The sequence below is a fragment of the Dactylosporangium sp. NPDC000521 genome, assembly GCF_042898305.1.
Classification (GTDB): Bacteria; Actinomycetota; Actinomycetes; order Mycobacteriales; family Micromonosporaceae; genus Dactylosporangium.
The window spans coordinates 201,837-228,382 of the sequence record NZ_JBIAYW010000010.1 but is presented as its reverse complement, the minus strand read 5'-3'; the positions used below and the strand labels follow the sequence as shown (position 1 = coordinate 228,382).

The following is a 26,546-nucleotide window of genomic DNA, read 5'->3' as shown; positions in this document are numbered from 1 at the left end:
CGCGCGCGGCCGACGAAGTTCCTCCCATCGCTACCTCGAAAGGTCCGGATATTTCGGATTCTTCCGGCAAGCCTGCCGCCGCCGCTCCTTCCGCCGCTCCTTCAGGCGCTCCTTCCGGTGCGCCTGCCGCCGCCTCCGCCGCTTCCGGCGCCCCGCATGACGTCTCCTCAGACACCCCCTCCGACGCTCCCTCTGGTGCTTCCGAGGAGACCGCCGCCTCCGGGGCTTCCGAAGAGACTGCTTCCGGTGATGCGGACGGTGACGCCGGCACTGCCGGTACACCTGCCGACGACGCCGACAGCGCGTCATCGGACGTCGCCGCGGCCGCCCGGCCCCTCACCCGCAGGCAGAAGCGCAAGGCCCGCAAGGCCGCCCTGCCGGGGCGCGACCCCATCTGGGCCAAGCTGCTCGTGTTCGTCGGCGCGTTCCTCGTCGTCGTCTCCGCCACCGCCGTCACCGGCTCACAGGTCCTCGCCAGCCGGTACAGCAACAGCGTGCACCAGGAGAAGCTCCTCGGCGCCAACTCCCGCGCCGGCAACGACGACAAGAAGGAAGAGCGCCGCAGCGCCATCACCGGCCCGCTCAACTTCCTGCTCCTCGGCTCCGACCTGCGTGCCAAAGACCCCGAGGACGGGCAGCGCTCCGACTCGATCATCATCGTGCACATCCCGGTCAGCCTCGACCGGGCGTACCTGCTGTCGATCCCCCGCGACCTGCGCGTGAAGATCCCCGCGTTCGAGCCCACCGGCTTCCACGGCGTCAACCACGAGAAGATCAACGGCGCGTTCCAGTACGGCGGCGGCGGCACGGGCGGCGTCCAGCTTCTCGCCGAAACCCTCACCGAGCTCCTCGGCATCCACTTCGACGGCGCCGCCATCGTCAACTTCGACGGCTTCAAGGCCGCCGTCGACATCCTCGGCGGCGTCGACATGTGCATCGACCAGAAGGTCACCTCGATCCACCTCGGCTACGACGACAAGGGCAACTACCTGTCGCCCGAGCAGGGGGGCCGCCCGGCGGTGTACAACGTCGGCTGCCACCACCTCGAGTCGTGGCAGGCCCTCGACCTCGTCCGGCAGCGCAAGAGCCTCGCCAACGGCGACTACGACCGGCAGAAGAACCAGCAGAAGTTCATCCGCGCCATCCTCACCAAGGCCCAGCAGCAGAACCTGACCACCAACCCGATCGCGCTCGACAAGTTCATCCGGGCCATCGGCAGCGCCCTCACCGTCGACACCAACGGCGTCGCCCTCGAGGAGCTCATGTTCGGGCTGCGCAACGTCCGCCCCAGCAGCCTGGTCGGCCTCACCGTGCCGTCCGAGCCACAGGACATCGGCGGCATCTCCTACGTCATCGCCCTGGACGAGGCGCAGGCGCTGTACACCGCGATGGTGAACGACTCGCTCGACTCGTGGGCGGTGGAGAACCCCACCTGGGTCAACCCGATCTGAGCCTCTTATAGGCTGGGACCGTGTTCAGGGGATCCGCTGTGCCGACCGTCACGGTCGACGAGGTCGCTGCCGACGCCTACCTTCTCGACGTCCGCGAGGACGACGAGTGGACCGCCGGTCACGCACCCGACGCCCACCACCTGCCGATGATGCAGATCCCGTCGCGGATCGAGGAGATCCCCGCCGACCGCGACGTCATCGTCGTCTGCCGCGTCGGCGGCCGCTCCGCGCAGGTCGTCGCCTACCTGCAGCAGCAGGGGCTCACCCGCGTCATCAACCTCGACGGCGGAATGTCCGACTGGGCCGCCGCCGGCCGGCCCATGGTGAGCGAGGACGGCGGTGCTCCCCGGGTCGCCTGAGCGCCCATGGGTGTTCGCGCACCGGGGCTCGTCGTACCGGCACGCCGAGCACACCCTGGACGCCTACCTCCTCGCCATCGAGGAGGGCGCCGACGGCCTCGAGTGCGACGTCCGGCTGACCCGCGACGGACACCTCGTCTGCCTCCACGACTCCCGCATCGACCGCACCAGCGACGGCCGCGGGCGTGTCAGCGTGCAGACCCTCGCCGACCTCGACCGATTCGACTTCGGCTCCTGGCGCACCGACCTGCCCGAGTCACCCGACGAATTCATCACCGACCGCAAGCTCGCCGACGACCAGTGGCGCGGCCGGGTCCTCACCCTCGACCGGCTGCTCAGCCTCGCCGTCGACGCCGGCCGCCCGATGCGGCTGCTCATCGAGACGAAACACCCCACCCGCTATGGCGCCGCCGTCGAAACCGCGCTGCTGAAGCTTCTCCGCCGGTACGGACTGGACCGCCCCAGCGAGGAGCAGCCCGTCCACGTCACGATGATGTCGTTCTCCGCCAACGCCGTGCGCCGGGTCCGGCAGCTCGCGCCCGCCCTGCCCACCGTCATGCTCATCGACGTCTGGTCCGTGCCGAGCCGCATCGGCTGGCTCCCGCCCGGCAGCAGCGTCGGCGGTCCCGGGGTCTCGCTCCTGCGCGCCTCCCCTGAGATCGTCGAACGCCTCCACCGGCGAGGATTCCCCGTGTACGTGTGGACCGTCAACGAACCCGACGACGTCGACCTGGTGGTGAAACTCAAGGTCAACGGCATCATCTCCGACCGGCCCGCGTTCGTGATCGAACGGCTCAGGGAACTGGGCCTACGCGACTGACCGCTGCGGAATCCGTCGTCACACCCGGAGAGGTCGCCGGAATCGCACGTCGAGAAGTTTGGTCAATGGGCTTTCAAAGCGAAGCGTAGGGAGGCAGACTCGCATCATGGTCGATGCTCGCGGTCCGGTCGACGCCACCGCCGTGTTCGGCGGCCTGGCCGAGATCGCCGAGCAGCTCACGACCGGTGCCGGCGGGCTACCCGCACTCCAGCGCACCGTCGACGTCACCGTCGACGCGACCGGCGCGGCGGGGGCGGCCTTCGTCGAGTACGGCCACGACAGCGGCCGCGTCGTCGCCGCCGCCGGAGCGCTCGACTGGTCCCTCGGCCGCCCCGTCGACCTCATCCACCCGACGCTGCGCGGCCTGCTGCAGTACGGCTCCAGGGTCCGCGAGTTCCCCGTCGACCTGCTCGGGACCGTCGGCGGCGAGCACCTCCGCGGGCGTGGCCTGCACCGATTCGTCGCCGCCGAGGTCACCGCCGGCAAGACCGCGGTCGGGGTGCTCGTCGGCGGCCACCGCGACACCGAAGGCACCGTCGGCGCCGGCGAGCGCGCCGCCCTCGCCTTTCTCGCGGGGCTCGTCGGCCTCCAGTACTCCCTGGGGCGCGGCCTGCCGATCCACGAGGGCGGGCCGGCGCTCGACCCCGTCGGGGAGCCGTTCGCCCTGCTCGACGCCGACCACGTCGTGCGCACCTGGAACCCCGCAGCGGCCCTGCTCACCGCGCGCTCAGCCGAGGCCGCGATCGGCGAGCCGTGGCCCTTTCCGCTGCCTGCTACTTCGTCCACCGCCGGCGCCTCACCCACTGCCGGCGTCTCGTCCACCGCTGGCGTCTCGTCGCCCGCTGTCGGCGCTTCGCCCGCTGCCGGCGTTTCGTCCGCTGCCGGCGTTTCGTCCGCTGCCGGCGTTTCGTCCGCTGCCGGCGTTTCGTCCGCTGCCGGCGTTTCGTCCGCTGCCGGCGTTTCGCCCGCCGCCGGGACTGAGATCGTCGAGCATCAGATGGCCTGCGGCACCTGGATCCAGATCCGCGCCGCCGCGGTGCCCGGCTCCACCGACATCGGCGTGTCGTTCCGCGCCAAAGCCGACCAGCCCTCCGACGGCCGGGACCTGTTCATCGCCCTCACCGGGCACGAACTGCGGACCCCGATCACCGTCATCCGCGGGTACGCCGACACGCTCGTGGAGCACTGGGACTCCCTCGACGAGGGCTCCCGCCGCGAGGCGGTCTACGTGGTCGGCCAGCGCGCCCGCGAGCTCAGCAGGCTCGTCGACCGTCTCCTGAACGCGGTCGGCGACGAGACCAGCCCCGGCGACGCCTCGGCGCTGCTGCCGTTCGACCTGATCGACACCCTCACCGCCGCGGTCGACGACCTGAGCCCGGAGCAGCGCCGCACGTTGACCGTCTCGCTGCCGCAGACCTTGCCGAAGGCCCTGGGTGAGCGCGCCACCCTCGCTACGATCCTTGCGGAATTCGTCACGAATGCGGGTAAATACTCACTGAATTGGGTAGAAGCGGATCTGACCGCGGGTGCAGACGAGCAGACGGTCTGGTTCAAGGTCGCCGACCGGGGCATCGGCATCCGCCCGGAGCACGTCGAGCGGGCGTTCGAGCGCTTCTGGCAACTGGAGACCGGCGACCAGCGCACCCGCGGTGGCGTCGGACTGGGGCTGTATCTGGTGCGTAGGATCGTTGAGCGTCAACATGGATGGGTATCGTTGCGTCCACGCCAAGGCGGCGGGACCGTCGCCGAGGTGCGACTGCCTCGCGCCGACGCACATGCCCACGGGGAGGCTTGAGAGCGTGTCCACAACCATCGCGGAGCGCGCCTGGTGCGTCGTAGTGCCCCACCACGCCCGGGGCGCCCACGTCGCCCGCCACCGCCTGGCTCATGAGCTCGACACCCTCATCACCGAGGACCGCCTCGACGACGCCGTCGCCATCGCCGCCGAACTCGTCGGCAACGCCGTCCGCCACGCCGCCCCCCTCCCCGGCGACGTCATCCGCGTGGCGTGGCGCCTGCTCCCCGACGACACGCTCGAGATCCGCGTGACTGACGGCGGCTCCCCGGCAGGCCCCGAACTCCGCGTCGCCGCCCCCGACGCCGTCGACGGCCGCGGCCTGACCATCGTCGCCGCCCTGGCCACCCACTGGGGCGTCGAACGCGACGGCCTCGGCCAGTGCGTCTGGGCCACGCTGTAACTCCCGCTGCAATTCCCGCTGCAATTCCCCCCACCGCTCCGCGGCGGGGCCCCGGCGGGGGTTCCCACCCGCACCCCCATGCTCGCTGCGCTCGCACTGCCTGCGCTCAGCGCGGCAGACTCACGCGCATGCGCGCGGCATGCCGTCGTCAGCCACACCCGGACTTCCCCGGACCAGTCGATCCCAGGGCGTCGAGATTCCCGCGCGGCTTGCTTCCCGCGCGGCTGGCTCCCCGCGCGGGTGGGCCCATTCCGCACTGCCGCTCGTTCCGCGAGAGTGGCCCATTCCTGACGCTGGCTCGTCTCCTGTAACGCCGGCTCGTTTGTGTGGGTGGCTCGTCCGGCGCTTGCGTGGCTCGTTCCCCGTGCCCGCTTGCGTTCCGCGCGTGGATGGCTCGTTCCCACGCCCGCTTGCGTTCCGCGCGTGGGCGGCTCGTTCCCACGCCCGCTTGCGGTCCCCGTGGGTAGCCGTCCCCCGTGGGTAGCCGTCCCGCGCGTGGGTGGCTCGTTCCCCGCGCCCGCTTGTGGTCCGCGTGGGTAGCCCGTTCCTGCGGCTGCTTGTTCCGCGCGTGGATGGCCGTCCCGCGCGGGCGCGAGAGGCTCGTCGAAGTGGGCGCCGCTGGCAGGGGTGAGGGGCCGAGAGCGCCTGAGTGGACCTGGATGCGAGCCGGTTGGTCGCTGCCTGGCCGATCTACAGCAACCTTACACCCGTCCAACTAATTGACCTTCCGCATGTGACCGTCTGCAGCTGGTCGATGCGTCTGCGTGTAAGGCGTCTCCGGATACGTGCGACATCCAACCTGAGGCTACCGTCCGGCGATGGTGGCTACGTGGGCGACATATCTGATTTGTCGGATACGGGGTGGCGCGGTTGGGTGAGTGACGCGCCGGGGTGGTGGGTGTTTGCCCGTGGGGCTTTGGGACCGCCTAGGCTGGGTCGCCGTGAGCAAGCGAGCGAAAACCCCCCGTGGCCGGTCCGCCGAGGGTGAGAAGCGCCAGAAGATCCGTGACGTGTACGTGGGGCGGCCGTTCGAGGGGCTGGCCGACGAGCCGGAGTGGATCGCGCTGCGTGAGCTGGTGCCGGCCGCCTCGGCGCCGCTGAAGCTGGCGCCTGAGCTGGCCGAGAAGTACGGCGACCGGCCCGTCATTCTCGCCACCGTGCTGCCGATGGCGTGGCCGGCGATGACGAAGCCCGACGGGCGGGTGTTCATCGGGCTGCAGCGGCACGTGCAGTCCGGGGACGTGTCCCGCGACCTGGCCGTGGCGCTGCAGTGCGCGCTGGACACGCCCACCGGGCAGACGGTCAACATCCCGGCGCTGCCGGGGGTCGGGCCGCGGCTGCAGGACGTGATCGTCAACGCGCCGCTGGACATCACCGTGCACACGGGCTTCGAGTTCTGGCTCGAGGACAACGCCACCGACGACCCGAACGTGCGGGCCTCGCTGGAGCGGGCCAACGCGAGCATCTTCCCGACGGTCCGGCTGTCGGCGGCGCCGGCGACGTACTGGTGCCGCGTCACCGACCGGTCCCACGTCCGGCTCGTCCTCGGGGACGACGAGGACCGGGCGCTCGACGCGCTGTCGCGGCTGTCGGCGGGTGGCGGGCTGCTGCTGGGCGACAACACCAAGTTCGCCGGCATGTTCCGCGCGCACGGGCTCCTCGCGCCCGTGTGGGACCTGCCGCTCGAGGTGGACGCCGAGGAGTGGGAGGCGCCGGTCGCCGAGTTCACGAAGCGGTACTCCGAAGCCCTCGCCGTCAGCGAGCCGCTCACCGCCGCCGAGCGCCGCAGCAAGCAGGGGCTGCTCGGCCGCCTCCAGCCGCTGCGCTGATCAGGCCGACGAAGCACCTGCGGTGATCAGGCGGACGAAGCACCTGCGCTGATCAGGCCGACGAAGCACCTGCGGTGATCAGGCGGACGAAGCACCTGCGCTGATCAGGCGGACGAAGCCCGCGCGATCGGTGCGGACATGCATCGCGGACCTCCCCGGCCCGAGCCCAACTCGGAGCCGGGGATCCGGATCACCTCGATCCCGTTCCGCTCCAGCTGGGCATTCGTCTCGGTGTTGCGCTCGTACGCGACGCAGAGCCGCGGACCGATCGCCAAGGTGTTGTTGCCGTCGTCCCACTGCTCACGCTCGGCCGTGACCGGGTCGAGGCCGGTGTCGATGATGCGCAGGGTGTCGATCCGCATGGCCTTCGCGGCGGCGACGATGAACGGCTCCGGCCCGCTGACGACGAGCTCGTCCAGCTGCAGGTCGGTGCTGGTGACGGTCCACGCCTGCAGGGTGCTGGCGACGTTCGGGTACATGACGACCGCGTCGACGTCGACCATGGTGCACACCGTGTCGAGGTGCATGGTGGCCCGCTCCTGCGCGATCGGCACGACCAGGACCGTGTGGGCGAGACCGCGCTCGAAGCAGCGCCTGGCGAGCCGCTCCGCGCCGGCCGGCCGGGTGCGCTCGCCGACGCCGACCGCGAGCACGCCCGGCGCCAGCAGCAGCACGTCGCCGCCCTCGAGATGCTCCAGCCCCGGCTCGTACACCAGCGGCGTCGCGGAGAAGCGAGGATGGTGCCGGTAGATCGCGTGAGTGAGGGTGGTCTCCCGGCGCCGGGCGTGCATCGCCAGGCTCGTCACCGCGACCTGACCCCCGATCCAGACCGATGAATCACGCGTGAACAGCAGATTCGGCAGCGGGTCGATGACGAAGTCGGTCCGGTCCATCAGCGCGTGTACGAGACCACCGCCCGCCCGCAGCTCCGCCCGCGACAGCCCGGCGATGAGCGTGGTGGCGAGGGTGGCCGCGTCGAGCGCGGCCAGGTGCGCGGCGACGTGGCCGCGCAGGGTGTCGCCGAGCCGGACGTCGTCGAGGACGGCCCGCGTGACCTCCTCGCGGGCGGCCGGCAGGGTGACGGTCTCGGCGAGCAGCTCCGAGACGTACAGGACCTCGACGCCATGACTTCGCAGCGCTTGTGCGAACGTGTCATGCTCTTCCTGCGCCCTTCCGACCCACGGGATTCCGTCGAAGAGCAGCGAGTCGTTGTTCCGCGGGGTCAGCCGGGCGAGCTCGGCGCCCGGGCGGTGCAGCAGCACCGTGCCGAGCCGGCCGACCTCGCTGTCGACGTGGTGAAGGCTCACCGGCTCAGACTATCGGCTGACCCGATATCCGCTGGTTGGCACTATCTGCAAATTCATGAGACGTCGTGAATGTGGCATTCATCCCAGTCATTCCGAGTCTTTCACCCATCCAAGTATGCTGGTTCGGCCCGCAAACACGTACGGTGTTTGAACACACACGCAACCGAGCGGCGACTTGGAGGTGTGCGAGATGACCGAGCTGCTGCACCGTAGCGGCAAGGATTCGCAGCCCGAAGGGTTTGACGATCGCATCATTGTTGATGCCGGCCGGACTTCCCCGATCGACTGGATGCGCGAGCGACGCGCCGAGCGCGGCGCCCGCCGGGAAGAGGCAGGGCACAACCGCCTGTACCGCAGAATGGGCAGCCTCATCGGCCGCCTCGGCGAGGACTGGCACGTCCTGGACCTGCGCGAGCTGACCGGCGCCGAGCGCCGCTCGTTCCTCGCCATGGGGCCCGGCGGTGTGTTCGCGGTGACGGTCAAGGACCACGGTCGCAGTCGCGTCTCGTTCGCGGGTGACATCGTCCAGATCGACGGCAAGCGCCCCAAGTACGTCGAGGAGACCCGCGCGGAGGCCAAGGCCGCCTCCGAGGCGCTCTCCCGCAGCGCCGGGGTGTCGATCCCGGTCATGCCGATCCTGGCGTTCGCCGGCACCGGCAAGATCAGCTTCTACGGGGTGCCGAAGGGCTGCCTCGTCACCGCGTACCACGAGCTTCCACGCGTCCTGAACGCCCGGGGGATGCGGCTCGCCGGCGACACCGTCGACAAGGTGTTCTCGCTCGCGCTGCACCCGGCGACGTGGACCTCGGACTCCTACGCCGCCTTCGCCGACAGTTACCGCTGGTACAAGGACGGTGAACGCGTGGGCACTGACAAGCGGGGTGACGCGGAGTAGCCTCTGCGGCGTGGAGCCGCTCGACACGAAGCGCCGGATTGAGCAATCGCGGGGGACCGATCAGCCACCGAATGATGCGATGATGTCTTCGCTGCGCGGACGCGTCCGTCGCACCGGTGCCTGAGGAGGCGCTGTGGCGCATGTCGAGCTGTCCATCTCCGACCCACACCTGACCCGCTCGCCCGACGGGCGCGCGTCCGACTTCGGCGACGCCGAGTTCGACGGGCCCGCGTCCGGCGTCAGCGCTGCGGGCCTGTCCGAGCCGCCCGTCGAGTCGTCCCTCGACCGCTGGGCGGCGACGGTCGCCGAAGCGGCCGAGGCGAGCCTCGTGATCGACGACAAGGCGGTCATCGTCGCCGTGTCCGCGTCGTTCGAGGATCTGCTGGGGCTCACCGAGTCCGCCATCGACCGCCCGCTGGTCGACGGCGTCCTGCAGCTGCTCGACTTCGGCGACGGCGGCGCGCTCGACGCGTCCGAGATCAACAAGACGCCGCCGCTGCTCGCCCTGTCCTCCGGCCGGCTCGCCCGCGGACTGGTCAGGGTGCGCTGCGCGACCGGTCCGCGCACGTTCGACGCGATCGCGACCCCGCTGCTGCAGGACGGTCAGGTCGTCGGCTCACTGACGTTCTTCAGCACCGTCTAGGCGGCTTCGGAGGGCGTGCGCGCGTCGCACGGTCGAGCGTCGTTCACGAATCGACCCCGTCCGGGGGGACGTACGTGGCCTGGCTCACTGGGTGCCGCCACGCAACGCGTTCGCACCGTACGCTCCTTGTCATGTTGGACCTCGAGGTGCTGCCAGGTGACTACGCGATCTGCCGGCTGCCGGCCGCGTCGCCCTTACCGGCGGGCTTCATCGAGGCCGCCGCGGCGGGCCAGGACGTCATCTCCGTGACATGGACGCCCGACGAGGTCTCCATCCTGTGCCCCGCCGACCGGGTGCCCGAGGGCGCCTCGGTCGAGACACCGTGGCGCTGCCTGCGGGTCGCCGGGCCGGTCCAGCTCGCCCTCACGGGAATCCTCGCCTCGATCGTCACGCCGCTCGCCGACGCCCGGGTCAACATCTTCGCGTTCTCCACCTTCGACACCGACTACGTGCTGGTGCCGTCGGTCCGGCTCGGTGAGGCCCTGGCCGCGCTCGACGCCGCCGGCCACCGGGTGTCCACCTCCGGCACCGCCTGACGCGCTCGCCCATGCTTCCGAGGGAGTGACGTGCCGGACATCGGCGGCCCCGGCGCCGCATGAACGGCGGGAGACTGGCACCCTACGATGTCCTGCATGCGCACTGCGGCCGCTGTGCTTACGATCGTCAGCCTTGGATGCCTGCTGTCCGGCTGCACACGGTCGGACGGTGACAGCGGGCCGCTGCTGCCACCCGTGTCGCATCAGCCGGCGCGCAGCACCAGCCCCAAGCCGATCAGCACGCCCAACGTGCCGCCGGCGCGCACCACCACGGCCGCCACGCCGTCCGGCCGGGCCAGCTCGAGCGTGACGCCGTTCTCCGAGGCGTACATGTCGCAGTGCAACGGCCGTCCGAGCGGCGAGCAGGTCATCGCGGCGGTCCGCAAGGCGCGGCCCGGGCTCCCCGCGGGGAGCGGGCTGACGGTGAAGAGCGGTCCGCTGTGTGCGGGGGTCTGGCAGTACACCATCCTCACCGTCGCGAACGCCGAGCCGCTGCAGATCATCTCCAAGGGCGCACCGGCCGCGCTCACCGTCGTCACGGCCGGCACCGACCCGTGCAGTGTCGAGGTGAAAGCGACGGCGCCACCGGCGCTGCTGAACGCCGCGAGCTGCTGAGCGACTAGGCTTGACGCATGCCTGGTGTTCCGCCGACGCGGTTCGTGTACCTGGGGCCGGAAGGAACGTTCTCGGAGCAGGCGCTCAAGACCGTCCCGGCCGCCGACCGCGGGGTGCTCACCCCGGCCCGCAGCGTCCCGGAGGCCCTCGACGCCCTGCGCGCCGGTGAGGCCGACGCCGCGCTCGTCCCGCTGGAGAACTCGATCGGCGGGCAGGTCGGCGTCACGCTCGACGAGCTGGCCAACGGCGAGCCGCTGATCATCACCCGCGACGTCGTGCTGCCGGTGCAGTTCGTCCTCGCCGCCGCGGAGGACCGGCCCCTCGACACCGTCCGGTCGGTCGCGGCACACCCGCAGGCGAGCGCCCAGTGCCGGAAATGGCTGCGCGACCACGTCCCGCAGGCGGCGGTCGTCGATGTACTGTCCAACGCCACCGCCGCGATCGGCGCCGGCAGCGGCGAGTTCGACGCCGCGATCTGCGCCGCCATCGGCGCGAGCCGCTACAAGCTGCACGTCCTGGCGAAGGACATCGCCGACAACGCCGACGCGGTGACCCGCTTCGCGCTCGTGTCGCGCCCCGGGCCGCCACCGCCACCGACCGGCGACGACCTGACGACGCTCGCCGTCTACATCGCCCACGACCGGGTCGGCGCGCTGCTCGCCGTGCTGACCGAGCTGTCGGTCCGCGGGATCAACCTGACCAGGATCGAGTCGCGGCCGACAGGCGAGCGCCTCGGCCGGTACGTGTTCTTCCTCGACTGCGGCGGCCACGTCGCCGAGGCACCGATGGGCGAGGCGCTGCAGGGCCTGCGCCGCATCTGCGCCGACGTGCGGTTCCTCGGCTCGTACCCACGGGCCTCCAACGGCGACCCGCCGCCCCGCCGCGCCCCGGGCCTGTCCAGCGCCGACTTCACCGCCGCCAGCCGCTGGCTCACCGACATCCGCAACGGCACCTGACCGGTCGCTCTACGACGCGCGACGCAGGGTCGAAGGGTGGGCGGTGTCGCCCACCCTCCGACCGTGGACGGCGGTCAGCCGCCGAGGCTGCCGAGGAGACCGCCGCTGCTGGCCTGCTGAGCGGACGGCTTGCCCTCGCTGGGCTGGACGATGACGAAGCCCTGGCCCTGCAGCATCAGCTGGAAGAGCTCACCTGAGCCGCCGCGCAGCATCGACTTGAGGCTCTGGTTCTTCTGGATGCTGGTCTGCAGGCTGCTCGACCAGCCGACAACCGCGTCGGTGTCGACCAGGACAGGGGCCTGCGGGCTCACCGGGATGATGATCGGGGCGCCCTGGGTGAGGATCGCGAGCTTGCCCTGGCCGGTGAAGACGCTGTTGAAGAGGCCGCCGCCGAACATGCCGGCGCCCTTCACCATCTGGATGTCGTACCGCAACGAGGGGTCGAAGCAGAGGACGTTCTTGCCGTTGATGGACAGCGCGTCGTTGGGCTCGATGTCCAGGATGTGGCAGTCGGAGGCGGCGTCGGCGAACCACACCTCGCCCTGTCCACGCACGGCCATGAGGGACAGGCCCTCACCGGTGACCGCGCGCTTGAGGAAGTTTCCGACGCCCTGGCTTTTCACCTCGAACTGGAGGTTGCCGCGGAAGGCGACCATGGCACCCTGACGGGCCAGGACCTCGCCGTTCACGGCGTACTTGACGCACTTGGAGTGCTGCAGGCTCATACCTGCCTGGGTTGGGGGCTGGGCCATGTTCTCGGCCTTGAAGATGTCACCGCGCACGCTGCGCAGCGTAACCGGTCCTCCAAGGGCTAGCGGAGCTGCCGTTACCAAAGCGCGATCAACCGCCGAGCAGGTTGCCCAGGACCCCGCCCTGCCCCTGTTGTCCCTGGCCACCGGTGGGAGCCTGCGGCGGCTCCTCCGACGGCTGGACGACGACGAAGCCCTGGCCGGCGAAGCTCATGGTGAAAGCCTCACCGGTGCTGCGGCCGAGCAGGGTGCCGATGCCGAGCTGGTCGGCGCGGTGGTAGCCGGTCTGCAGGCCCGCCGACCAGCAGATCGCGGCCTGGGGGTCGACGTACGTGGGAGCGTCGACGGTCAGCACCACCGGGGTGCCCTTCGTCGTGATCGCGAGCCGGCCCTGACCGGTGAACACGCAGTTGAACAGGCCCGCCGGCGACAGCACGCCGACTCCTTGGACCATCTTCACGTCGTACTGCAGCGACGACTCGAACGCGAGGACGTTGGCGCCGTTGATGGAGATGGCGTCGCCCTGCTCCAGGTCGATGAGGTGCACGTCGGCGGAGCGGTCGGCGAAGAACACGTCGCCGTGGCCGGTGACCTTCATGAGCGGGACGCCTTCGCCGGTGAGCTTCGACTTCAGCCACTTGCCGACCCCGCCGGAGCCGAGCGCCTGGAACGTCACCTGGCCCTGGTAGGCGACCATCGTGCCGGTCCGGGCCATGATGTCGCCGTTGAGCTCGGCCTTGAGCATCTTGGAGTTCTGCAGCCGCAGGCCGGGCTGCTGCGACTCCTTCTCCATGTTCTCCGTGGCGAACAGCGCACTTCGCATCAGGAAACCCCCTAGCCCCAGCCGAGCGCGTGGAGGCGCCGGTCGTCGATGCCGAAGTGGTGGGCGATCTCGTGGACCACGGTGATCGCGACCTCGTCGACGACGTCGTCCTCATCGTCACAGATCGCGAGGATCGGGTTGCGGTAAATGGAGATCCGGTCCGGCAGCACGCCGGAGTAGTCCCAGCCGCGCTCCGTCAGCGAGTACCCCTCGTAGAGACCGAGCAGGTCCGGCTCGCCGGGCGGCGGGTCGTCGACGACCAGGATCACGACGTTGTCCATGAGGTCGAGCAGCTCCTCGGGGACCTCGTCCAGCGCCTCGCCCACAAGCTCCTCGAAGCGCTCCTTGCTCATCTGCACCGGCATGTCAAAGAGGGTCCCCCATGGCGGGGGACCCTCTCAAGCGATCCCGAACGAGAGCGATCCCGAAGAGCTCAGACGGGAGTGCTCAGACGGGAGAGCTCAGACGAGCTTGGCGTCCAGCGTGATCTCGACGGCGGCGAGGGCCTTGGAGATCGGGCAACCGGCCTTGGCGTCGGCGGCCTGCTTCTCGAACTCGCCGGCGTCGATGCCGGGGACGTCACCGCGGGTGGTCAGGTCGATCCGGGTGATGGCGAAGCCACCCTCGACCGGGCCGAACTGCACCGCCGCCGACGTCTCCACCGAGGTGGGCGTGAAGCCGGCCTTGGCCAGGCCGTTGGACAGCGCCATCGAGTAGCAGGCGGCGTGTGCGGCCGCGATCAGCTCCTCGGGGTTGGTGCCCTGGCCGCTCTCGAAGCGCGAGGGGAAGGAGTAGGAACCCTGGAAGGTGCCCGAGCCGGTCGAAACGGTGCCGGCGCCGGACTTGAGGTCGCCCTCCCAGCGGGCAGATGAAGTGCGAGTAGGCATGAACCAGACGCTAGCCCATTCCGTGTGTTCCTTGGGACGAGCTCGGCAGTCTTGGGAGGGATCAAGTTGATGCAGCGCAAACTGGTGCAGATCGGCGGCCTGCTGGCCGTGGTCGGCCTGCTCACCGGCATTGCCTCGATCTTCGTGCCGTGGGTGCAGCAGTTGGTGGTGACCGGGTCCGGGCGCCGGGCCCAGCAACGTCTCGACAGCCTCACCGTGCTCAACATCCGCATGGGGCTCTGGTACGTGATCCTGCTGCTCACCCTGATTGCCGTCCTCGGCGCGGCGGCCCTCGGCGCGAACCAGGGGCGCAAGTTCGCGGGGCTCGCCGGCCCCATCCTGTCGCTGGTGACCGCGTCGGTCGTAGTGAGCCTCATCACCACGTTCGACGGTCAGCTCGAGGGGCCGGGCCGGATCGCGGATGTGGGCACGTCAGCGGGCAGTTGGCTGGCGCTCGCGGCGATGCCGCTGCTCGGGTTCGCCTGCGGGCTGATCGCGATCGGCCGCACGCGGAGGCATGTTTCCCCGCCGGCCGGTGTTGCCGGTGAGCATGACTGATCTCAACGTGGGGGTCCTCACGTCCGCGGCGGCGAAGCCCGTCGCCGCGGGCCTGCAGGCCGCGTTCCCCTCGCTCAAGGTCGTCAAGACGCTCAACACCGTCAACTGCGACATCATGGTCCGCCCCGACCTGCTGTCCGAGCCGCACGACATCTTCGTCGCCGGCGACGACGCCGACGCCGACGCGAAGAGCCTGGTCAAGGGGGTGCTGGCGAAGTTCGGGTGGCCCGAGGGTGACGTGCTGGACCTCGGCGGGATCGACAAGGCGTTCGCGATGGAGCAGTACCTGCCGCTGTGGCTGGCCGTGTGGGGCGTCAAGCAGGACCTTCGGTTCAACCTGAGGTTCGTTTCCTGAGCTACCCTGCGCGGTATGTCTGAGCCTGATGCCGCTCCCGCTCCCGCTCCAGTGAGCGTGAGTGAGGACCGCGGGCCCGGTCCGGTCGGCGTGGCCCTGCTCGTCTCGGGGTTCGTGCTGGCCGCGGCCGCCCAGTACCTGCCGTGGGCCTCGGTCGACATGCAGACGGCGGCCGGCGCGGGCGACGAGGACGGCCCCCTGCCCACCAGCATCGAGCTCGACCTGGCCAGCTTCAACAACGGCCACGTCATCGCGTATCTCGCCACCGTCGCGTTCGCCCTCGTCGGCGTCGGCGTGCTGGTGGCGACCCGCGGCCCGGTCCGCCGGGCCGCGGCGGCGGCCGCGCTGGGCCTGCTCGCTGGCAACGCGCTCGTGCTCGTCGGGCTCAAGAAGGCCGTCGAGCACTTCGGAAGCAGTGCGCTGGTGTCGTTCCGGCTGCCGCAGGAGACGATCCACATCGGCGCCGGGTATCCGCTGGCGATCGCCGCGACCGTCCTGCTGGCCGTGGGTGTGGTGACCGCCGCCCGGATGCTGCCGGACACCCGCCGCCGGCGCCCCGCGGACGAGCCGCACGACGGTGCCGAGCCCCTCGAGCTGACCGTCACCCCGCTGCAGTGATGTTCCCATCAGGATGTCGTACGTTCGGTTGAGATTTACTCGCATGGTGTGACCTCGGCTGACTGCGGAGGTACGGTTGCTGCCCCGCTGACGCGGAAGGAGTACCGAATGCGCAGTTTGCCCAAGCTCATCGCGACCGACCTCGACGGCACGCTCGTGCGTAGCGACGACACCGTGAGCGCCTACACCCGCGACGTCCTGGAGCGGGTCAAAGCCGCCGGCATCCACATCGTGGGCGCCACCGGCCGCGGCCCCCGCCTGACCCAGCTCGTCCGGTCCGACATCCCGTCCGCCGACTTCCTCGTCATGGGTGGCGGCAGCCGGGTCCTCGACATCCGTGACCCCGCCCACCCGGTCGTCCTGCGCGACGAGCGGCTCGAAGGCGACGCCCTCGCCGAGGTCCTCACCCTGCTCGAGCAGGAGCTCGGCACCCTGTCCGTGCTCATCGAGGCCGGCGACCACCACGAGGCGCCGCTGTGGGGCGATACCGATCCCCACTGGCGCTACCCCGACGTCGTCGAGGCGCGGGTCCGCGCGGAGTGCCTCACCGGCCCCGTCCTCAAGGGCTTCGCCCGGCACCCCAGCTGCGACGTCGACGAGGTGCTCGCCGTCGCGGAGCGCGTCATCCCCCCGAGCATGGCCACGATCACCCAGGCCGGCCTCGGCTACATCGAGATCTGCCCGCCCGGCGTCGACAAGGCCACCGGCCTGCGGTTCGTCGCCACCGCCCTCGGCATCGACCCCGGCGACATCCTCGTCTTCGGCGACATGCCCAACGACGTGCCCATGTTCCGCTGGGCAGGCTTCGGTCGGGTCGCCGTCGCCAACGCCCACCCGGCCCTGAAGGCGCTCGCAGACGAGACGACGCTCACCAACGACGAGGACGGGGTCGCGACCTACCTCGAAGCTATGTTGAAGCTGTGACGCAGACCCCGCGGCTGGTGGCTACCGATCTCGACGGCACCCTCGTCGGCCGGGACCGCACGGTCAGCCCCCGCACGGTCGAGGTGCTCCACCGCCTCGACGCCGCGGGGATCGTGATCGTGCTGGTCACCGGCCGTCCGATCCGCTGGCTGCATCCGGTGTACGACCAGCTGACCGTCCGACCGATCGCCATCTGCGCCAACGGGGCGGCGACCTACGACCCCCACACCGACACCATCGTGCACAGCGCGCCGATCGAGCCCGCCACGCTGGCCGAGGTGTGCTCCCGCCTGCGCGCCACCGTCCCCGGCGTCGTCTTCGCCGTCGAACGTGACGGGGGCCGCCAGATGCGCCACGAGGAGGCGTTCCCGGTCGGCCCGTGGGAGGTCAACCACGAGTCCGTGGGCCCGGTCACGTACGACGAGCTCCTGACCCGCCCAGCCGCGAAACTCCTGGTCCGCGCCGGCATCCAGCAGTCGGACGAGTTCACCGCCCTGGTCGGCGAGTGTCTCGACGGGCTGGCCGAGGCCACGAACTCCTCCTCCAGCGGCATGGTCGAGGTCTCCGCCGTCGGCGTCACGAAGGCGACGGCGCTGGCCCGGGTCGCGCGTGAACACGCCGTGCCCTCCGCCGAGGTGGTCGCCTTCGGCGACATGCCCAACGACCTGCCCATGCTCGCCTGGGCCGGCCGGGGCGTCGCCATGGCCAACGGTCACCCCGCCGTCCTGGCCGCAGCCCACGACATCACCACCGCGACCAACGAGGACGACGGCGTCGCCGTCTACCTGGAGTCCCTCTACCGGTACTGACGCCGCTACGGCCGCACGAGGTCCACAGGATCACGAAACGCCCGCGGAACGCCACGATCGACAGGGCGCGGGGGCTCCTGTCGATCGTGGCGTGCCGGAAGGTGTTACAGGTACTGACCCGTGCCGGAGGGCATCGGCTGGCCGGCCGGGCTCGGGACGCCGCCCGGGCCGCCGGGCAGGGCGGGCCGCCCGCGCATCTGCTCGAGCTGGACCCGGGCCGCCATCTGCTGTGCGACCAGCGCCGCCTGGATGCCGTGGAACAGGCCCTCCAGCCAGCCGACCAGCTGCGCCTGGGCGATGCGCAGCTCGGCCTCGCTCGGCGTGGAGTCGTCGTCGAACGGCAGGGACAGTCGCTCCAGCTCGTCGCGCAACTCAGGGGCGAGACCGTCTTCCAGCTCGGTGATCGAGCGGCGGTGGATCTCCTTGAGCCGGCTGCGTCCCGCCTCGTCGAGCGGGGCGGCACGGACCTCCTCGAGCAGCTGCTTGATCATGCTGCCGATGCGCATGACCTTGGCGGGCTGCTCGATGAGCTTGCTCGGATCCTCCGCACCTTCCTCGTCGCTGGACATGGTGCCGAGCGGACGTCCGTCGGGCCCGACCACCAGCACGGTGCGCGACTCGTCCTGCGCCTCATCTGCCATGGCTCCTAGTCTTGCCTACCCACCGCTCGGACTACCACAAAGGGGCCCTGTTGCCACGCTTCGTGACGCGTTAATGTCGCCCCGTGACGAGTGATCCCCGCGAGGTGCTCAGCCGGCCCGCCCGACCCGCGGACTTCACGCTGCGATACGGGGAGCACCCCGACCAGCTGGCCGACGTCCGGCTCCCGGCCGTGGCCGGCGCGCCGCTGGTGCTCTTCATCCACGGCGGGTTCTGGCGCAGCGAGTGGGACCGCGCGCACACCGGGCCGCTCGCCGCCGACCTCGCCGAGCGGGGTTACGCGGTCGCGACCATCGAGTTCCGCCGCACGGGGCAGCCCGGCGGCGGCTGGCCCGGCACGTTCTCCGACGTGGCGTCCGCCGCGGTCGCCGTGCCCGACCTGCTCGGCAAGGAGATCGCGCACCGCGGCATGCGGCCCGTCGCGGTCGACCGGCCGATCCTCGCCGGGCACTCCGCCGGTGGGCACCTCGCCCTCTGGTACGCCGCGATCGCCCCCGACGCCGTCGGCGGGGTCGTCGCGCTCGCACCCGTGACCGACCTGGCCCGCACCCACGAGCTCGACCTGGACGGCGGCGCGGTGGCGGACCTGCTGGGCGGCGCGCCCGACCGGGTCCCGGAGGCGTACACGGCGGCGGACCCGATGCGGAACCTCCCGTCGAAGGTCCGCACGGTGGTCGTGCACGGGAGCGACGACCCGATCGTGCCAGTGGAGCTGTCCAGGGAATTCTGCCGCGCGGCCCGCCGGGCCGGCGACGACACCACGCTGGTCGAGCTGGCCGGTGTGGAACACTTCGCTGTGATCGATCCGCTGTCAGCCGCCTGGCCCGCCGTCCTGGCCGCATTCGGGACGGTGACGCGCGGTGAGGCCGACCCTGCCGATTGACTGTCCGCCGCGATGGCGGTAGAACGCAGCGTGGGTGTCGAGGTCCTCTCGCCGCCGCAGGGTGCTGGGGAGGAAAAGTACGTGTCCCACCTGAACCGCCGCCAGGCGCTCCGACTCTTCGCGGCCGCGGGCGTGGCAGGAGCGACCGCACCGTTACTCTCCGCATGCAGTAGCGACTCCGGCAGCAAGTCCAACAGCGCGCCGCCGCCCGGCCCTCCGGTCAAGCTCGGCATGATCGTGCCGCTGACCGGTTCGCGCAAGGACCTCGGCAACGAGATGGACAACGGTTTCCAGCTGTACCTCAAGCTGCACGACAACAAGCTCGGCAACCGCGAGGTCCAGCTCCTCAAGGTCGACGAGGGCGAGACGCCCGAGATCGGCAAGGCCGCCGCAGAGAAGCTGACCAAGGAGGACCGCGTCCTCGCCCTGACCGGCGTCGCGTCCGCCGCGACGATGATGGCGATCCGGGACACCGTCGAGGCCGCCGCCGTGCCGCTCGTCGGGTCCAACGCGTCGCCGACCGCGCTGCAGGGCGCCAACTACATCTGGCGCACCTCGTTCGTCGCCAACGAGCCCGGCCAGGCCCTCGGCAAGTGGGCCGCCGACAACGCGGGCGGCCCGCTCGCGATCGTCGCCTCCGACAACCCCGGCGACGACGACGAGGTCGCCGGGTTCCGCGATGCCTTCGTGTCGGCCAACGGCGCCATCGCCGGCAACGCCATCAGGTGGACGCCGTTCCAGCAGAAGGACTTCGGTCCGGTCTTCCAGCAGGTCAAGCAGTCGGGCGCGGCGTCGATGTTCGCCTTCTACGCCGGCGCCTCCGCGGTCGACTTCGTCAAGCAGTTCAAGGCCGCGAAGTTCCCCGCGAGCTTCAAGCTGATCGCGCCCGGCAGCCTCACCGAGGGCTATGTCCTCAAGCAGCAGGGCGCCGACGCGCAGGGCATCTACACCGCGATGAACTACTCGCCCGACCTGGACAACGCGGCCAACCGCCGGTTCATCGCCGATTACCAGAAGGCCTACGGCACGATCCCGTCGACCTACGCGATGGCCTCCTACGACGCCGCCGCCGTGCTCGACAAGGCGATCGGCGACGCGAGCCGGTCGCTGGACTCGTTCTCCCTCAACGCCGCGATCGGCAAGCTGGGGCAGATTGACAGCCCGCGGGGCGGCTGGCAGTTCAGCCAGAACAGGACGCCGCTGCAGCGCTGGTATCTGCGGCAGGTCCGCATGGACGGTGCGCTGCTGTCCAATGTGCTCACGGCCGAGCTGACCACGCTGGGCTAGCCCGGGCTAACTCTGGGCTAGTTCTGGGCTTGCATTGGGCCGGCTCCGGGCCGGAGCTGAGCCGGTTCGGCCGCCGCCGCGGCCGGGGCGGGGTCGACAAGGAGAGCCGGCCTGGCGGAGGATGTGGTTCCGCTCCTCGACGTCGGCAGGCGATGTGACCAACCCCGAACCGGCCACTGCGGCATCCTCCGCAGCCCCTTCGACCGATGCTGCGCACGCCGGGGAGATCCCAGCGCCGGACGCTCCCGTGATGACCGGTCCGGCACCCGCCATCCCCGTCCAGCCCGGGCCCCCGGTGGCCGAGTCGCTGCCCTCCGCCGCTCCGGTCGCCGCGGCGGGTGATGTACCGGCGGGCGCGCAGCCTCCCGCACCGCCCGTAGCCTGGCCCGGCGCCGCGCAGCCCGTGCAGCACCCGGCGCCGCAGTACGGCGTGCCGCAGCAGTTCGCGCCACCCCAGCAGTTCGCGCCGCCGCAGCAGCCGTCTGGTCAGCCACCTCAGCAGTACACGCCGCCGCAGCAGCCGTACGGGCCGCCGCAGCAGCCGTATGGAACGCCGCCGCAGCACTACGGGCCGCCGCAGCAGTTCGCGCCGCCGGGTCAGTACGGGCCGCCGCCCGGGCCGCCGCAGTACGGGGCGCCGCAGGTCGGAGGGTCGGGGCAGGCGGCACCGCTCGTACATCAGCCGCTGACGCAGACACATCCCGCCCCCGGCTACGGCTATGGCTGGCCGCCGCCGCACCTGCCGCCGCAGCCGCGCCGGAGCCTGCTCTGGCCGGTGCTCACCACCCTGCTGGTGGTGAGCATGGTCCTCGCCCTCGGCGGGGCGGGCGCCGCCGCGTGGGCGCTGCGGGGCGGTGCGAGCGGCGAGACCGACCTGGTCTCCTCCACCTGGGTCGACATGCGGTCCGAGGTCGGCGGCAAGGCGATCGAGGAGCTGCTCGCCCGGCACACCCAGGCGGTCAAGAAGAAAGATCTCAACGCCTGGATGGCGGACGTCGAGCAGAGCGACGCGGCGTTCGTGAAGCGGCAGAAGCAGCTGTTCGACAACCTGGCCAAGATGCCGTTCGCGGACATCAGCTTCGACCGCACCCGGCTGCCCGCACGACAGCTGGCGAAGTACCTGCCGACGCAGCTGTTCGCCCGGTACCACGCCGCCGTCCACGTCGAGGCGGTCACCATCCGGCACAGGATCGAGGGCGTGGACAGCAAGACCGTCGCCACGCCGTGGATGCCGGTCGTGGCCTGGACCGACGGCAAGTGGCTCTTCGTCGGCGACGCCGCCGGCAAGGACATGCCGCTCGGCGCCAACGGCCAGCCGTGGGACTCGACCGGGCCCGTCGCCGTGCTGCGCAACGACCGCATCATCGCCGTGGTCTCCGCCGACGACGCCCAGCGCGGCCGCAGCCTGCTGCAGATGGCCGAGACCAGCCTCAAGGAGGTCATCGAGGTCCGCCCGTCCGGCTGGGACGGCAAGGTCCTGTTCACCGCCGTGCAGGACAAGCGGATCTTCGACACGTACTTCGCCGAGTCGCAGGAGCGGATCGCGCAGGTGGCGGCGATCGCCGTGCCGTTCTACAACCAGGTCGGCGACTGGGCGGGCTCGCCGGCGTACAGCTCCACCCGGGTCGTGTTCAACCCGACGCAGCTGACCGCCCAGACCGATGAGCTCGCGCACGACCTCACGCACGAGTTCGCGCACGCCGCCATGGGGCCTGTGACGACCGCGCGGACGCCCCGGTGGGTGGTGGAGGGGTTCGCGGAGTACGTCGCCTACAAGAAGGACAAGGTGCCCGCGGCGGGCATCAGGCAGGCGCTGGGCAACCTCGTCATCTCGACCCTGCCGACCGACGAGCAGTTCTACGCCGAGCCGCGCAACTACATCGCCAGCTGGCTCGCGAACCGCATGATCGCGGAGAAGTACGGCCAGGCGAAGCTGATCGCGTTCTACGAGGCGTTCCAGAACGTCGCGGAGGTCGAGTCGGCGGCCCGCGAGGTCCTGGGCGTCGGCGTCAGCACGCTCGAGCAGCAGTGGCGGGACTACGTAGCACAGCAGCGCGGCTGAGAGGCTGCTGCCCTCCCCGCCGCGCTGCTGTGGTGGTTCGTCGTCTGTGTCTGGTCTTCGTCGTGTGCGACTGGTCAGACGGTGGCCGGCGGGAGGCCGCCGTCGCCGTCGACGACCTGCTCCGGCGTGCCGTCCTCGTCGATGTCGCTCATCGTGATGTCGACCTTGCCGTCGCCGTTGGTGTCGAACTGGAACACGTCGGCCTTGCCGTCCCCGTCCGTGTCGATGGCCCAGAGGTCGGGCTTGCCGTCGTTGTTCGTGTCGCCGACGAGGAGCTCGATGCGCTGGTCGCCGCGCGTCTCGACGATCTCGTTCTCGCTCATGCTGGGTCCTCTCACGTCAATCGAGGGTGGGGCTCGCGCCCCTGTGTTCGCTAGGCCGTTGGTGCCTTTATGCCCGCGGCGACCAGAGCTTTAATCACCAGCGCCGACTCGTCGAAGCCCACCAGCAGGATCCCGGTCGCCTCGAAATTCTTGACCTGCCCCGCGATCGGCGCGAACAGCTTCGTCGCGTCGGTCTTCGGGTCGTAGTTGTCCTTCGCCTCGTACTTGAGGACCAGCAGGTTGCCGGCCTTGATGCCGGCGGCCGTCAGGTCGTTGCGGACGCCATCGGAGAGCCCGCTGCCGTACGAGTCGTCCCGCGCGATGATCGCGACCTTGGTGTGCCCGTCCCGCATGATGATGTTGGCGATCGCCTTGGCCTGCAGCATGTCGGGCGGCGACGTGCGGAAGAACAGGCCCTTGTCGTCGAACTTCGTCAGCTCGTCCGACGTCGCCGACGGCGAGATCATCACCTTGCCGGCCTGCACGACCCGCGGGATGACGGCCTTGCTCACCCCCGACGCGCCCGCGCCGATGATCACGTGCACGCCACCGTTGATGAACTTCTCGACCGCCGCCTTGGCGACGTCCGGGTTGGTGCCGTCGTCGCCCTCCTCGGCCACGACGGGCTGGCCGAGCACGCCACCGGCCTCGTTGATCTCCTTGATCGCCAGCTTGGCCGCGGCGAACATCGGCGGCCCCTGGAACGCCAGCGCGCCGGTCTTCGGCAGCAGCAGGCCGAACTTCAGCGCCGCGCCTTTCCCGCCGCCCTTGTTGCCACCGCTCGCGGGCGGCGGCGCCGCCTTGTTCTCGTTCTTCTCGTCACCGGCGCCGACGAATTCGGTCTTCGCCTCGTCGATGGTGTTGCTACGGCCGAAGTTGAGCACGCCATACATGGCCGACGACGGCTCGCCCGCGTCGGTGAACCCACTCCGGCGCAGTGAGATTCCGCGGTACTTGAAATCCTTGCCGGACTTGGCGGCCGTCAGGCACGCGGCGATCGTGTCGCACACGTTGTCGCCGGTCGTGACCCCGATCAGCTGCTTGGCGATCGACGCCGACTCGACCGACTTTCCTGCCTCCGCGGCCAGTGCCGCCACCACGACGGCGTCATACGCCTCGCCCGAATAGTTGAAGTCGGTGAGACTGGGATCAATGGATTTCACCCGCCGTTTGAAATCCTCGCTCAGCGGGGTCAGCGGGGTCGTGCCCTTCATCCCGGCGAGCACGGCCGGCGAGTCCTTCAGCGCCTCGCCGAACGAGTTCGCCATGTTTCCATCAGATCCGTAAAGGCGGATATCGCTTTTCGGCTGGGCGTCGCCGTTACTCTGCGCGGTGGAACCGCAGCCGGACGCGGTGAGCAACAGACCAATCGCGGTGATTGCCCCCACGATGGCTTTGGCCGACCGTGCGCGCATGAGTGTTTCTCCTCCCCAAAGGTGCCGTGCGCACCATAGCGCGGTCTGGCCGAGTACTTAAGTGGGGAGGTGCCGGCCGGCCGCGTACCACCCGGTAACCTCTAGCGGCATGGAGGACACCGGCGTCACCCAGAGTGATGCGCTGACCGACGGCATGTCGATGCGGGGCACCCTCGCCGAGCGGATGGGCATCACGCTGCTGGAGGCCACCCCGGAGCGGGTCGTCGCCACCATGCCCGTCGCCGGCAACACGCAGCCTTACGGCCTGCTGCACGGTGGCGCCTCGGTGGTCCTCGCCGAGACGCTCGGCTCGATCGGCGCCGCCCTGCACGCGGCCCGCCTCTTCAACGGCATCGCCGTCGGGATCGACGTCAACGCCACCCACCACAAGGCCGCCCGCGACGGCATCGTCACCGGCGTCGCGACCCCTCTCCGCCTCGGCGGGATGATCGCCTCGTACGAGATCGCCATCACCGACGAGAAGGGCGACCGCGTCTGCACCGCCCGGCTGACCTGCGCACTCCGCCGGTCGTAGCCGGCGGTTCGGCGCACGCGGCTTGACTGAGCCGCATACGGTGTCGGCGTGGATGAGGCCGGTGACGAGACCTACCAGGACGCTGCCATGGTCCTGGAGTCTGCCTTGGCAGGCGACGGCGAAGGTGTGGTCCACACCTTCGACACGGTCGTCGACCGGCGCGGGATGAGCGCCGCGTACGACGTCGCATGGCGCCTCGCCGGCGAGATGGTCGGCGAGAACTTCGCCCGCGGCCCCTGGCGCCTGGAGTTCCCCGACATCGACGACGCCAACTACGACAAGCGCTGGGTCGCCCGCTTCGTCAGTGCCTACGTCAACGAGGACGTCCCCAGCGGCACCGCCCTCTTCACCGTCGCCCTGGTCGACGGCAAGCTCCCCGACTGTCTCATGACCCTCGCCGGCTCCGCCGTCGCTACCCTCCGCCGCCGCGGCGCCGCGTAAAGCAATTTCGCACTTGCACTTTCGCAGTGGATGCATGATAGTTGCACATACGTCGTTACCGAGCGTCGCAGCGCCCGAACCCCTGACCGTGCGTCGACTGAGGGGTCCGCGCGGTCGGGTGAACGGGCGGGCGCTCGCCTAGCCAACTGGCCTTGGCGACCCCGGGCGCCCGCCCCCTTTTCTCGATTCCTCTCGAGGGGGCCGCCGATGCCACACGACTCCGTCCCACCCAGCCAGGTCCACTCAGACGCCACGTGCGCTGAGGCTGATCGCCTTGGGCCCTCCAGCGTTCCCGCTGACCCCACCCACGCCGACGCCTGCCGCCACGAGATGCTGAGCACGCCCGCAGACGCCGCCTGTCTTGGAACCTCTAGCGTGCCGGCGGACGCCGCCTGTCTTGGAGCCTCTAGCGTGCCGGCGGACGCTGCCTGTCTTGGAGCCTCTAGCGTGCCGGCGGACGCTGCCTGTCTTGGAGCCTCTAGCGTGCCGGCGGACGCTGCCCGTCTTGGGACCTCCAGCGTGCCCACGGGCATCCTGCGTGCCGAGTCCGGCCGTCCTGGGGAGTTCAGCCTTCCCGCCGAGGCCAGCGGTCCTGAGGCCTTGAGCGTGCCCGCAGACGCCACCCGCGCCGACGCCCGCCGTCGTGGGACCTTCAGCCTTCCCCCAGACGCCGGCCGTCGCGGAACCTCCAGCATGCCCGCCGAGGCCGGCCGACGTGAGACTCCCAGCCTTCCCGCTCACGCCTCCGGTCGGACCGCTCTCGGCGGCGTCGCTCCACGCCCCGCTCTCGGCACGAGCCCGGCAGCGCGCCCCAGCCAGGGCACGGGGTCACATCCCGCCCCCGGACCCACCGTCGAGCCTGCCCCAGACGCCCAGCCACGGCCTCGGCCTGGATCACGATCACGGGCCGAACTCGGCGTGCCGCTGGTCGGCCTTGCCTCCAGCGGCGACCTGGTCAACGCCGAACGGCTCCTCCTCCTGCACATACCCCGCGAAGTGACCCGAGCCTTCTGCCTCGCCTGCCGGGCCTCCTGGCCGTGCCAAGAGGTGCGGTACGCCAGAGCGCTCACCGCCGGTCAGGCCGTCTGGGGCCACCTCCTCGCATGAGCACCCCGGACCGCACCGCCTCTGATCGCGCCCCCACCCATCGCGCCGCTGCCTGCCGCGGCTGCCTTCGACACAGACGCTCCGCCCGCGCCGCCGGACCTGACCGTGGCAGCGCTGATGGCAAGGGAACGGTGCACTACTCCCAGACTGCCGCCGACCGGATCGCCAACGCGAACCGCGCCATCGCCGTGCACGTCGAGTCGACCAGCAGCGCCCGGTGCGGTGCCTGCGACCAGCCGATGCCGTGCGCCCGCCGCCGTGCCGCCGAGGGCATCCTCCGTGCCTACGACCGCCTGCCGCAGCGCCTCCCAGGTGTCACCCTCCGCTCCGCAGGTGCCATGCTCGACGTCCAGCCCGCACCGCCGCTCAGACCCTGCGTGCCGCCCGGCACAGGATTGCTCCCCCGTCCCGGATCGTCGCCCTGTCCCGGATCGCCGCCCTGTCCCGGATCGCCGCCCAGGCCAGAATCGCCGCCCAGGCCAGAACCGCTCCCCCGGTCCG

At 70.7% G+C, this 26,546-nt stretch carries 30 protein-coding genes; 21 read left to right on the top strand and 9 right to left on the bottom strand.

What is annotated here, in order from left to right; all coding sequences use genetic code 11:
• The first annotated feature begins 410 nt into the window (after positions 1 to 410).
• The 6 genes from ACFY3L_RS31290 to ACFY3L_RS31265 all read left to right on the top strand — a co-directional run bounded on the left by ACFY3L_RS31290 (position 411) and on the right by ACFY3L_RS31265 (position 6,657).
• Positions 411 to 1,451, top strand: coding sequence for an LCP family protein (locus ACFY3L_RS31290; protein WP_389331985.1), 1,041 nt, complete (start codon positions 411 to 413; stop codon positions 1,449 to 1,451).
• A gap of 20 nt (positions 1,452 to 1,471) precedes the next feature.
• Positions 1,472 to 1,810: a rhodanese-like domain-containing protein gene (locus tag ACFY3L_RS31285; protein ID WP_389331982.1), complete on the top strand. Its 339-nt coding sequence runs from the start codon at positions 1,472 to 1,474 to the stop codon at positions 1,808 to 1,810.
• A gap of 10 nt (positions 1,811 to 1,820) precedes the next feature.
• Positions 1,821 to 2,630, top strand: coding sequence for a glycerophosphodiester phosphodiesterase (locus ACFY3L_RS31280; protein WP_389331979.1), 810 nt, complete (start codon positions 1,821 to 1,823; stop codon positions 2,628 to 2,630).
• 106 nt (positions 2,631 to 2,736) lie between these two features.
• Positions 2,737 to 4,425 (top strand): sensor histidine kinase, encoded by a 1,689-nt coding sequence (locus tag ACFY3L_RS31275; RefSeq protein ID WP_389331976.1) that lies wholly within the window; start codon positions 2,737 to 2,739, stop codon positions 4,423 to 4,425.
• Complete coding sequence (locus ACFY3L_RS31270) at positions 4,406 to 4,828, top strand: ATP-binding protein (protein ID WP_389331973.1); 423 nt, start codon at positions 4,406 to 4,408, stop codon at positions 4,826 to 4,828. Before ACFY3L_RS31275 ends, ACFY3L_RS31270 begins: the two co-directional genes overlap by 20 nt.
• A 941-nt stretch (positions 4,829 to 5,769) precedes the next feature.
• The gene (locus ACFY3L_RS31265) at positions 5,770 to 6,657 is read left to right on the top strand and encodes a DUF5926 family protein (RefSeq protein ID WP_389331970.1); all 888 of its coding nucleotides are present in this window, start codon (positions 5,770 to 5,772) and stop codon (positions 6,655 to 6,657) included.
• A 104-nt stretch (positions 6,658 to 6,761) separates the two neighbouring features.
• Here ACFY3L_RS31265 and ACFY3L_RS31260 read toward each other — a convergent pair whose 3' ends face one another.
• Positions 6,762 to 7,964: an arginine deiminase gene (locus tag ACFY3L_RS31260; protein ID WP_389331967.1), complete on the bottom strand. Its 1,203-nt coding sequence runs from the start codon at positions 7,962 to 7,964 to the stop codon at positions 6,762 to 6,764.
• Between the two features lie 289 nt (positions 7,965 to 8,253).
• Here ACFY3L_RS31260 and ACFY3L_RS31255 point away from each other — a divergent pair, with 289 nt between their 5' ends.
• The 5 genes from ACFY3L_RS31255 (at position 8,254) to pheA (ending at position 11,609) form a co-directional block, all read left to right on the top strand.
• Positions 8,254 to 8,859 (top strand): hypothetical protein, encoded by a 606-nt coding sequence (locus tag ACFY3L_RS31255; protein WP_389331964.1) that lies wholly within the window; start codon positions 8,254 to 8,256, stop codon positions 8,857 to 8,859.
• A gap of 133 nt (positions 8,860 to 8,992) precedes the next feature.
• Positions 8,993 to 9,502 (top strand): hypothetical protein, encoded by a 510-nt coding sequence (locus ACFY3L_RS31250; protein ID WP_389331961.1) that lies wholly within the window; start codon positions 8,993 to 8,995, stop codon positions 9,500 to 9,502.
• A gap of 131 nt (positions 9,503 to 9,633) precedes the next feature.
• Positions 9,634 to 10,038 carry an ACT domain-containing protein gene (locus ACFY3L_RS31245; RefSeq protein WP_389331959.1) on the top strand — a complete coding sequence of 135 codons (405 nt, stop codon included), beginning with the start codon at positions 9,634 to 9,636 and terminating at the stop codon, positions 10,036 to 10,038.
• Positions 10,039 to 10,134: 96 nt separating this feature from the next.
• The gene (locus ACFY3L_RS31240) at positions 10,135 to 10,653 is read left to right on the top strand and encodes a hypothetical protein (RefSeq protein WP_389331956.1); all 519 of its coding nucleotides are present in this window, start codon (positions 10,135 to 10,137) and stop codon (positions 10,651 to 10,653) included.
• A gap of 17 nt (positions 10,654 to 10,670) precedes the next feature.
• Positions 10,671 to 11,609 carry a prephenate dehydratase gene (gene pheA, locus ACFY3L_RS31235; protein ID WP_389331952.1) on the top strand — a complete coding sequence of 313 codons (939 nt, stop codon included), beginning with the start codon at positions 10,671 to 10,673 and terminating at the stop codon, positions 11,607 to 11,609.
• 74 nt (positions 11,610 to 11,683) lie between these two features.
• Here the strand turns inward: pheA and ACFY3L_RS31230 are convergent, their stop codons facing one another.
• The 4 genes from ACFY3L_RS31230 to ACFY3L_RS31215 all read right to left on the bottom strand — a co-directional run bounded on the left by ACFY3L_RS31230 (position 11,684) and on the right by ACFY3L_RS31215 (position 14,068).
• Positions 11,684 to 12,391, bottom strand: coding sequence for an AIM24 family protein (locus tag ACFY3L_RS31230; protein ID WP_389331949.1), 708 nt, complete (start codon positions 12,389 to 12,391; stop codon positions 11,684 to 11,686).
• A gap of 58 nt (positions 12,392 to 12,449) precedes the next feature.
• On the bottom strand, positions 12,450 to 13,181 hold the full coding sequence (locus tag ACFY3L_RS31225) for an AIM24 family protein (RefSeq protein ID WP_389331946.1): 732 nt from the start codon (positions 13,179 to 13,181) through the stop codon (positions 12,450 to 12,452).
• Between the two features lie 11 nt (positions 13,182 to 13,192).
• Positions 13,193 to 13,540, bottom strand: a complete 348-nt coding sequence (locus ACFY3L_RS31220) for a metallopeptidase family protein (protein ID WP_389332539.1) — start codon at positions 13,538 to 13,540, stop codon at positions 13,193 to 13,195.
• Between the two features lie 102 nt (positions 13,541 to 13,642).
• Complete coding sequence (locus tag ACFY3L_RS31215) at positions 13,643 to 14,068, bottom strand: OsmC family protein (protein WP_360559214.1); 426 nt, start codon at positions 14,066 to 14,068, stop codon at positions 13,643 to 13,645.
• Between the two features lie 69 nt (positions 14,069 to 14,137).
• On the opposite strand from ACFY3L_RS31215, the gene ACFY3L_RS31210 reads away from it, so the two are divergent.
• The 5 genes from ACFY3L_RS31210 (at position 14,138) to ACFY3L_RS31190 (ending at position 17,332) form a co-directional block, all read left to right on the top strand.
• Positions 14,138 to 14,626: a hypothetical protein gene (locus tag ACFY3L_RS31210; RefSeq protein ID WP_389331942.1), complete on the top strand. Its 489-nt coding sequence runs from the start codon at positions 14,138 to 14,140 to the stop codon at positions 14,624 to 14,626.
• Positions 14,613 to 14,981, top strand: coding sequence for a hypothetical protein (locus ACFY3L_RS31205; RefSeq protein ID WP_389331938.1), 369 nt, complete (start codon positions 14,613 to 14,615; stop codon positions 14,979 to 14,981). The genes ACFY3L_RS31210 and ACFY3L_RS31205 overlap by 14 nt, the downstream gene beginning before the upstream one ends.
• Positions 14,982 to 14,996: 15 nt before the next feature.
• The gene (locus tag ACFY3L_RS31200; RefSeq protein ID WP_389331935.1) at positions 14,997 to 15,599 is read left to right on the top strand and encodes a hypothetical protein; all 603 of its coding nucleotides are present in this window, start codon (positions 14,997 to 14,999) and stop codon (positions 15,597 to 15,599) included.
• 108 nt (positions 15,600 to 15,707) lie between these two features.
• Positions 15,708 to 16,523: an HAD family hydrolase gene (locus tag ACFY3L_RS31195; RefSeq protein ID WP_389331932.1), complete on the top strand. Its 816-nt coding sequence runs from the start codon at positions 15,708 to 15,710 to the stop codon at positions 16,521 to 16,523.
• Positions 16,520 to 17,332, top strand: a complete 813-nt coding sequence (locus ACFY3L_RS31190; RefSeq protein WP_389331929.1) for an HAD family hydrolase — start codon at positions 16,520 to 16,522, stop codon at positions 17,330 to 17,332. The genes ACFY3L_RS31195 and ACFY3L_RS31190 overlap by 4 nt, the downstream gene beginning before the upstream one ends.
• Positions 17,333 to 17,436: 104 nt before the next feature.
• Here the strand turns inward: ACFY3L_RS31190 and ACFY3L_RS31185 are convergent, their stop codons facing one another.
• Complete coding sequence (locus ACFY3L_RS31185; protein ID WP_389331925.1) at positions 17,437 to 17,973, bottom strand: bacterial proteasome activator family protein; 537 nt, start codon at positions 17,971 to 17,973, stop codon at positions 17,437 to 17,439.
• Between the two features lie 83 nt (positions 17,974 to 18,056).
• Between ACFY3L_RS31185 and ACFY3L_RS31180 the strand changes: the two genes are divergently transcribed.
• The 3 genes from ACFY3L_RS31180 (at position 18,057) to ACFY3L_RS31170 (ending at position 22,224) form a co-directional block, all read left to right on the top strand.
• On the top strand, positions 18,057 to 18,875 hold the full coding sequence (locus ACFY3L_RS31180; RefSeq protein WP_389331922.1) for an alpha/beta hydrolase family protein: 819 nt from the start codon (positions 18,057 to 18,059) through the stop codon (positions 18,873 to 18,875).
• 12 nt (positions 18,876 to 18,887) lie between these two features.
• Positions 18,888 to 20,162 carry an ABC transporter substrate-binding protein gene (locus ACFY3L_RS31175; RefSeq protein ID WP_389331919.1) on the top strand — a complete coding sequence of 425 codons (1,275 nt, stop codon included), beginning with the start codon at positions 18,888 to 18,890 and terminating at the stop codon, positions 20,160 to 20,162.
• 250 nt (positions 20,163 to 20,412) lie between these two features.
• Positions 20,413 to 22,224, top strand: coding sequence for a peptidase MA family metallohydrolase (locus ACFY3L_RS31170; RefSeq protein ID WP_389331916.1), 1,812 nt, complete (start codon positions 20,413 to 20,415; stop codon positions 22,222 to 22,224).
• 74 nt (positions 22,225 to 22,298) lie between these two features.
• Here ACFY3L_RS31170 and ACFY3L_RS31165 read toward each other — a convergent pair whose 3' ends face one another.
• On the bottom strand, positions 22,299 to 22,547 hold the full coding sequence (locus ACFY3L_RS31165; protein WP_033360579.1) for a hypothetical protein: 249 nt from the start codon (positions 22,545 to 22,547) through the stop codon (positions 22,299 to 22,301).
• A 50-nt stretch (positions 22,548 to 22,597) separates the two neighbouring features.
• On the bottom strand, positions 22,598 to 23,962 hold the full coding sequence (locus tag ACFY3L_RS31160; RefSeq protein ID WP_389331913.1) for an ABC transporter substrate-binding protein: 1,365 nt from the start codon (positions 23,960 to 23,962) through the stop codon (positions 22,598 to 22,600).
• A gap of 109 nt (positions 23,963 to 24,071) precedes the next feature.
• Between ACFY3L_RS31160 and ACFY3L_RS31155 the strand changes: the two genes are divergently transcribed.
• Both ACFY3L_RS31155 and ACFY3L_RS31150 read left to right on the top strand, forming a co-directional pair.
• Positions 24,072 to 24,497 carry a hotdog fold thioesterase gene (locus tag ACFY3L_RS31155; protein ID WP_344500962.1) on the top strand — a complete coding sequence of 142 codons (426 nt, stop codon included), beginning with the start codon at positions 24,072 to 24,074 and terminating at the stop codon, positions 24,495 to 24,497.
• A gap of 48 nt (positions 24,498 to 24,545) precedes the next feature.
• The gene (locus ACFY3L_RS31150; protein ID WP_389331910.1) at positions 24,546 to 24,938 is read left to right on the top strand and encodes a hypothetical protein; all 393 of its coding nucleotides are present in this window, start codon (positions 24,546 to 24,548) and stop codon (positions 24,936 to 24,938) included.
• 1,243 nt (positions 24,939 to 26,181) lie between these two features.
• Here ACFY3L_RS31150 and ACFY3L_RS31145 read toward each other — a convergent pair.
• Positions 26,182 to 26,319: a hypothetical protein gene (locus ACFY3L_RS31145; RefSeq protein WP_389331907.1), complete on the bottom strand. Its 138-nt coding sequence runs from the start codon at positions 26,317 to 26,319 to the stop codon at positions 26,182 to 26,184.
• Positions 26,320 to 26,546: the final 227 nt, after the last annotated feature.

Excerpts from the sequence above, each read along its gene's own strand:
- ACFY3L_RS31275 (WP_389331976.1), top strand. The coding sequence starts at position 2,737 with ATGGTCGATGCTCGCGGTCCGGTCGACGCCACCGCCGTGTTCGGCGGC.
- ACFY3L_RS31270 (WP_389331973.1), top strand. The coding sequence starts at position 4,406 with ATGCCCACGGGGAGGCTTGAGAGCGTGTCCACAACCATCGCGGAGCGC.
- ACFY3L_RS31255 (WP_389331964.1), top strand. The coding sequence starts at position 8,254 with ATGCGCGAGCGACGCGCCGAGCGCGGCGCCCGCCGGGAAGAGGCAGGG.
- ACFY3L_RS31245 (WP_389331959.1), top strand. The coding sequence starts at position 9,634 with ATGTTGGACCTCGAGGTGCTGCCAGGTGACTACGCGATCTGCCGGCTG.
- ACFY3L_RS31240 (WP_389331956.1), top strand. The coding sequence starts at position 10,135 with ATGCGCACTGCGGCCGCTGTGCTTACGATCGTCAGCCTTGGATGCCTG.
- pheA (WP_389331952.1), top strand. The coding sequence starts at position 10,671 with ATGCCTGGTGTTCCGCCGACGCGGTTCGTGTACCTGGGGCCGGAAGGA.
- ACFY3L_RS31225 (WP_389331946.1), bottom strand. The coding sequence starts at position 13,181 with ATGCGAAGTGCGCTGTTCGCCACGGAGAACATGGAGAAGGAGTCGCAG.
- ACFY3L_RS31215 (WP_360559214.1), bottom strand. The coding sequence starts at position 14,068 with ATGCCTACTCGCACTTCATCTGCCCGCTGGGAGGGCGACCTCAAGTCC.
- ACFY3L_RS31210 (WP_389331942.1), top strand. The coding sequence starts at position 14,138 with ATGCAGCGCAAACTGGTGCAGATCGGCGGCCTGCTGGCCGTGGTCGGC.
- ACFY3L_RS31200 (WP_389331935.1), top strand. The coding sequence starts at position 14,997 with ATGTCTGAGCCTGATGCCGCTCCCGCTCCCGCTCCAGTGAGCGTGAGT.
- ACFY3L_RS31195 (WP_389331932.1), top strand. The coding sequence starts at position 15,708 with ATGCGCAGTTTGCCCAAGCTCATCGCGACCGACCTCGACGGCACGCTC.
- ACFY3L_RS31185 (WP_389331925.1), bottom strand. The coding sequence starts at position 17,973 with ATGGCAGATGAGGCGCAGGACGAGTCGCGCACCGTGCTGGTGGTCGGG.
- ACFY3L_RS31175 (WP_389331919.1), top strand. The coding sequence starts at position 18,888 with ATGGCGGTAGAACGCAGCGTGGGTGTCGAGGTCCTCTCGCCGCCGCAG.
- ACFY3L_RS31170 (WP_389331916.1), top strand. The coding sequence starts at position 20,413 with ATGACCGGTCCGGCACCCGCCATCCCCGTCCAGCCCGGGCCCCCGGTG.
- ACFY3L_RS31165 (WP_033360579.1), bottom strand. The coding sequence starts at position 22,547 with ATGAGCGAGAACGAGATCGTCGAGACGCGCGGCGACCAGCGCATCGAG.
- ACFY3L_RS31160 (WP_389331913.1), bottom strand. The coding sequence starts at position 23,962 with ATGCGCGCACGGTCGGCCAAAGCCATCGTGGGGGCAATCACCGCGATT.
- ACFY3L_RS31155 (WP_344500962.1), top strand. The coding sequence starts at position 24,072 with ATGGAGGACACCGGCGTCACCCAGAGTGATGCGCTGACCGACGGCATG.
- ACFY3L_RS31145 (WP_389331907.1), bottom strand. The coding sequence starts at position 26,319 with ATGCCCTCGGCGGCACGGCGGCGGGCGCACGGCATCGGCTGGTCGCAG.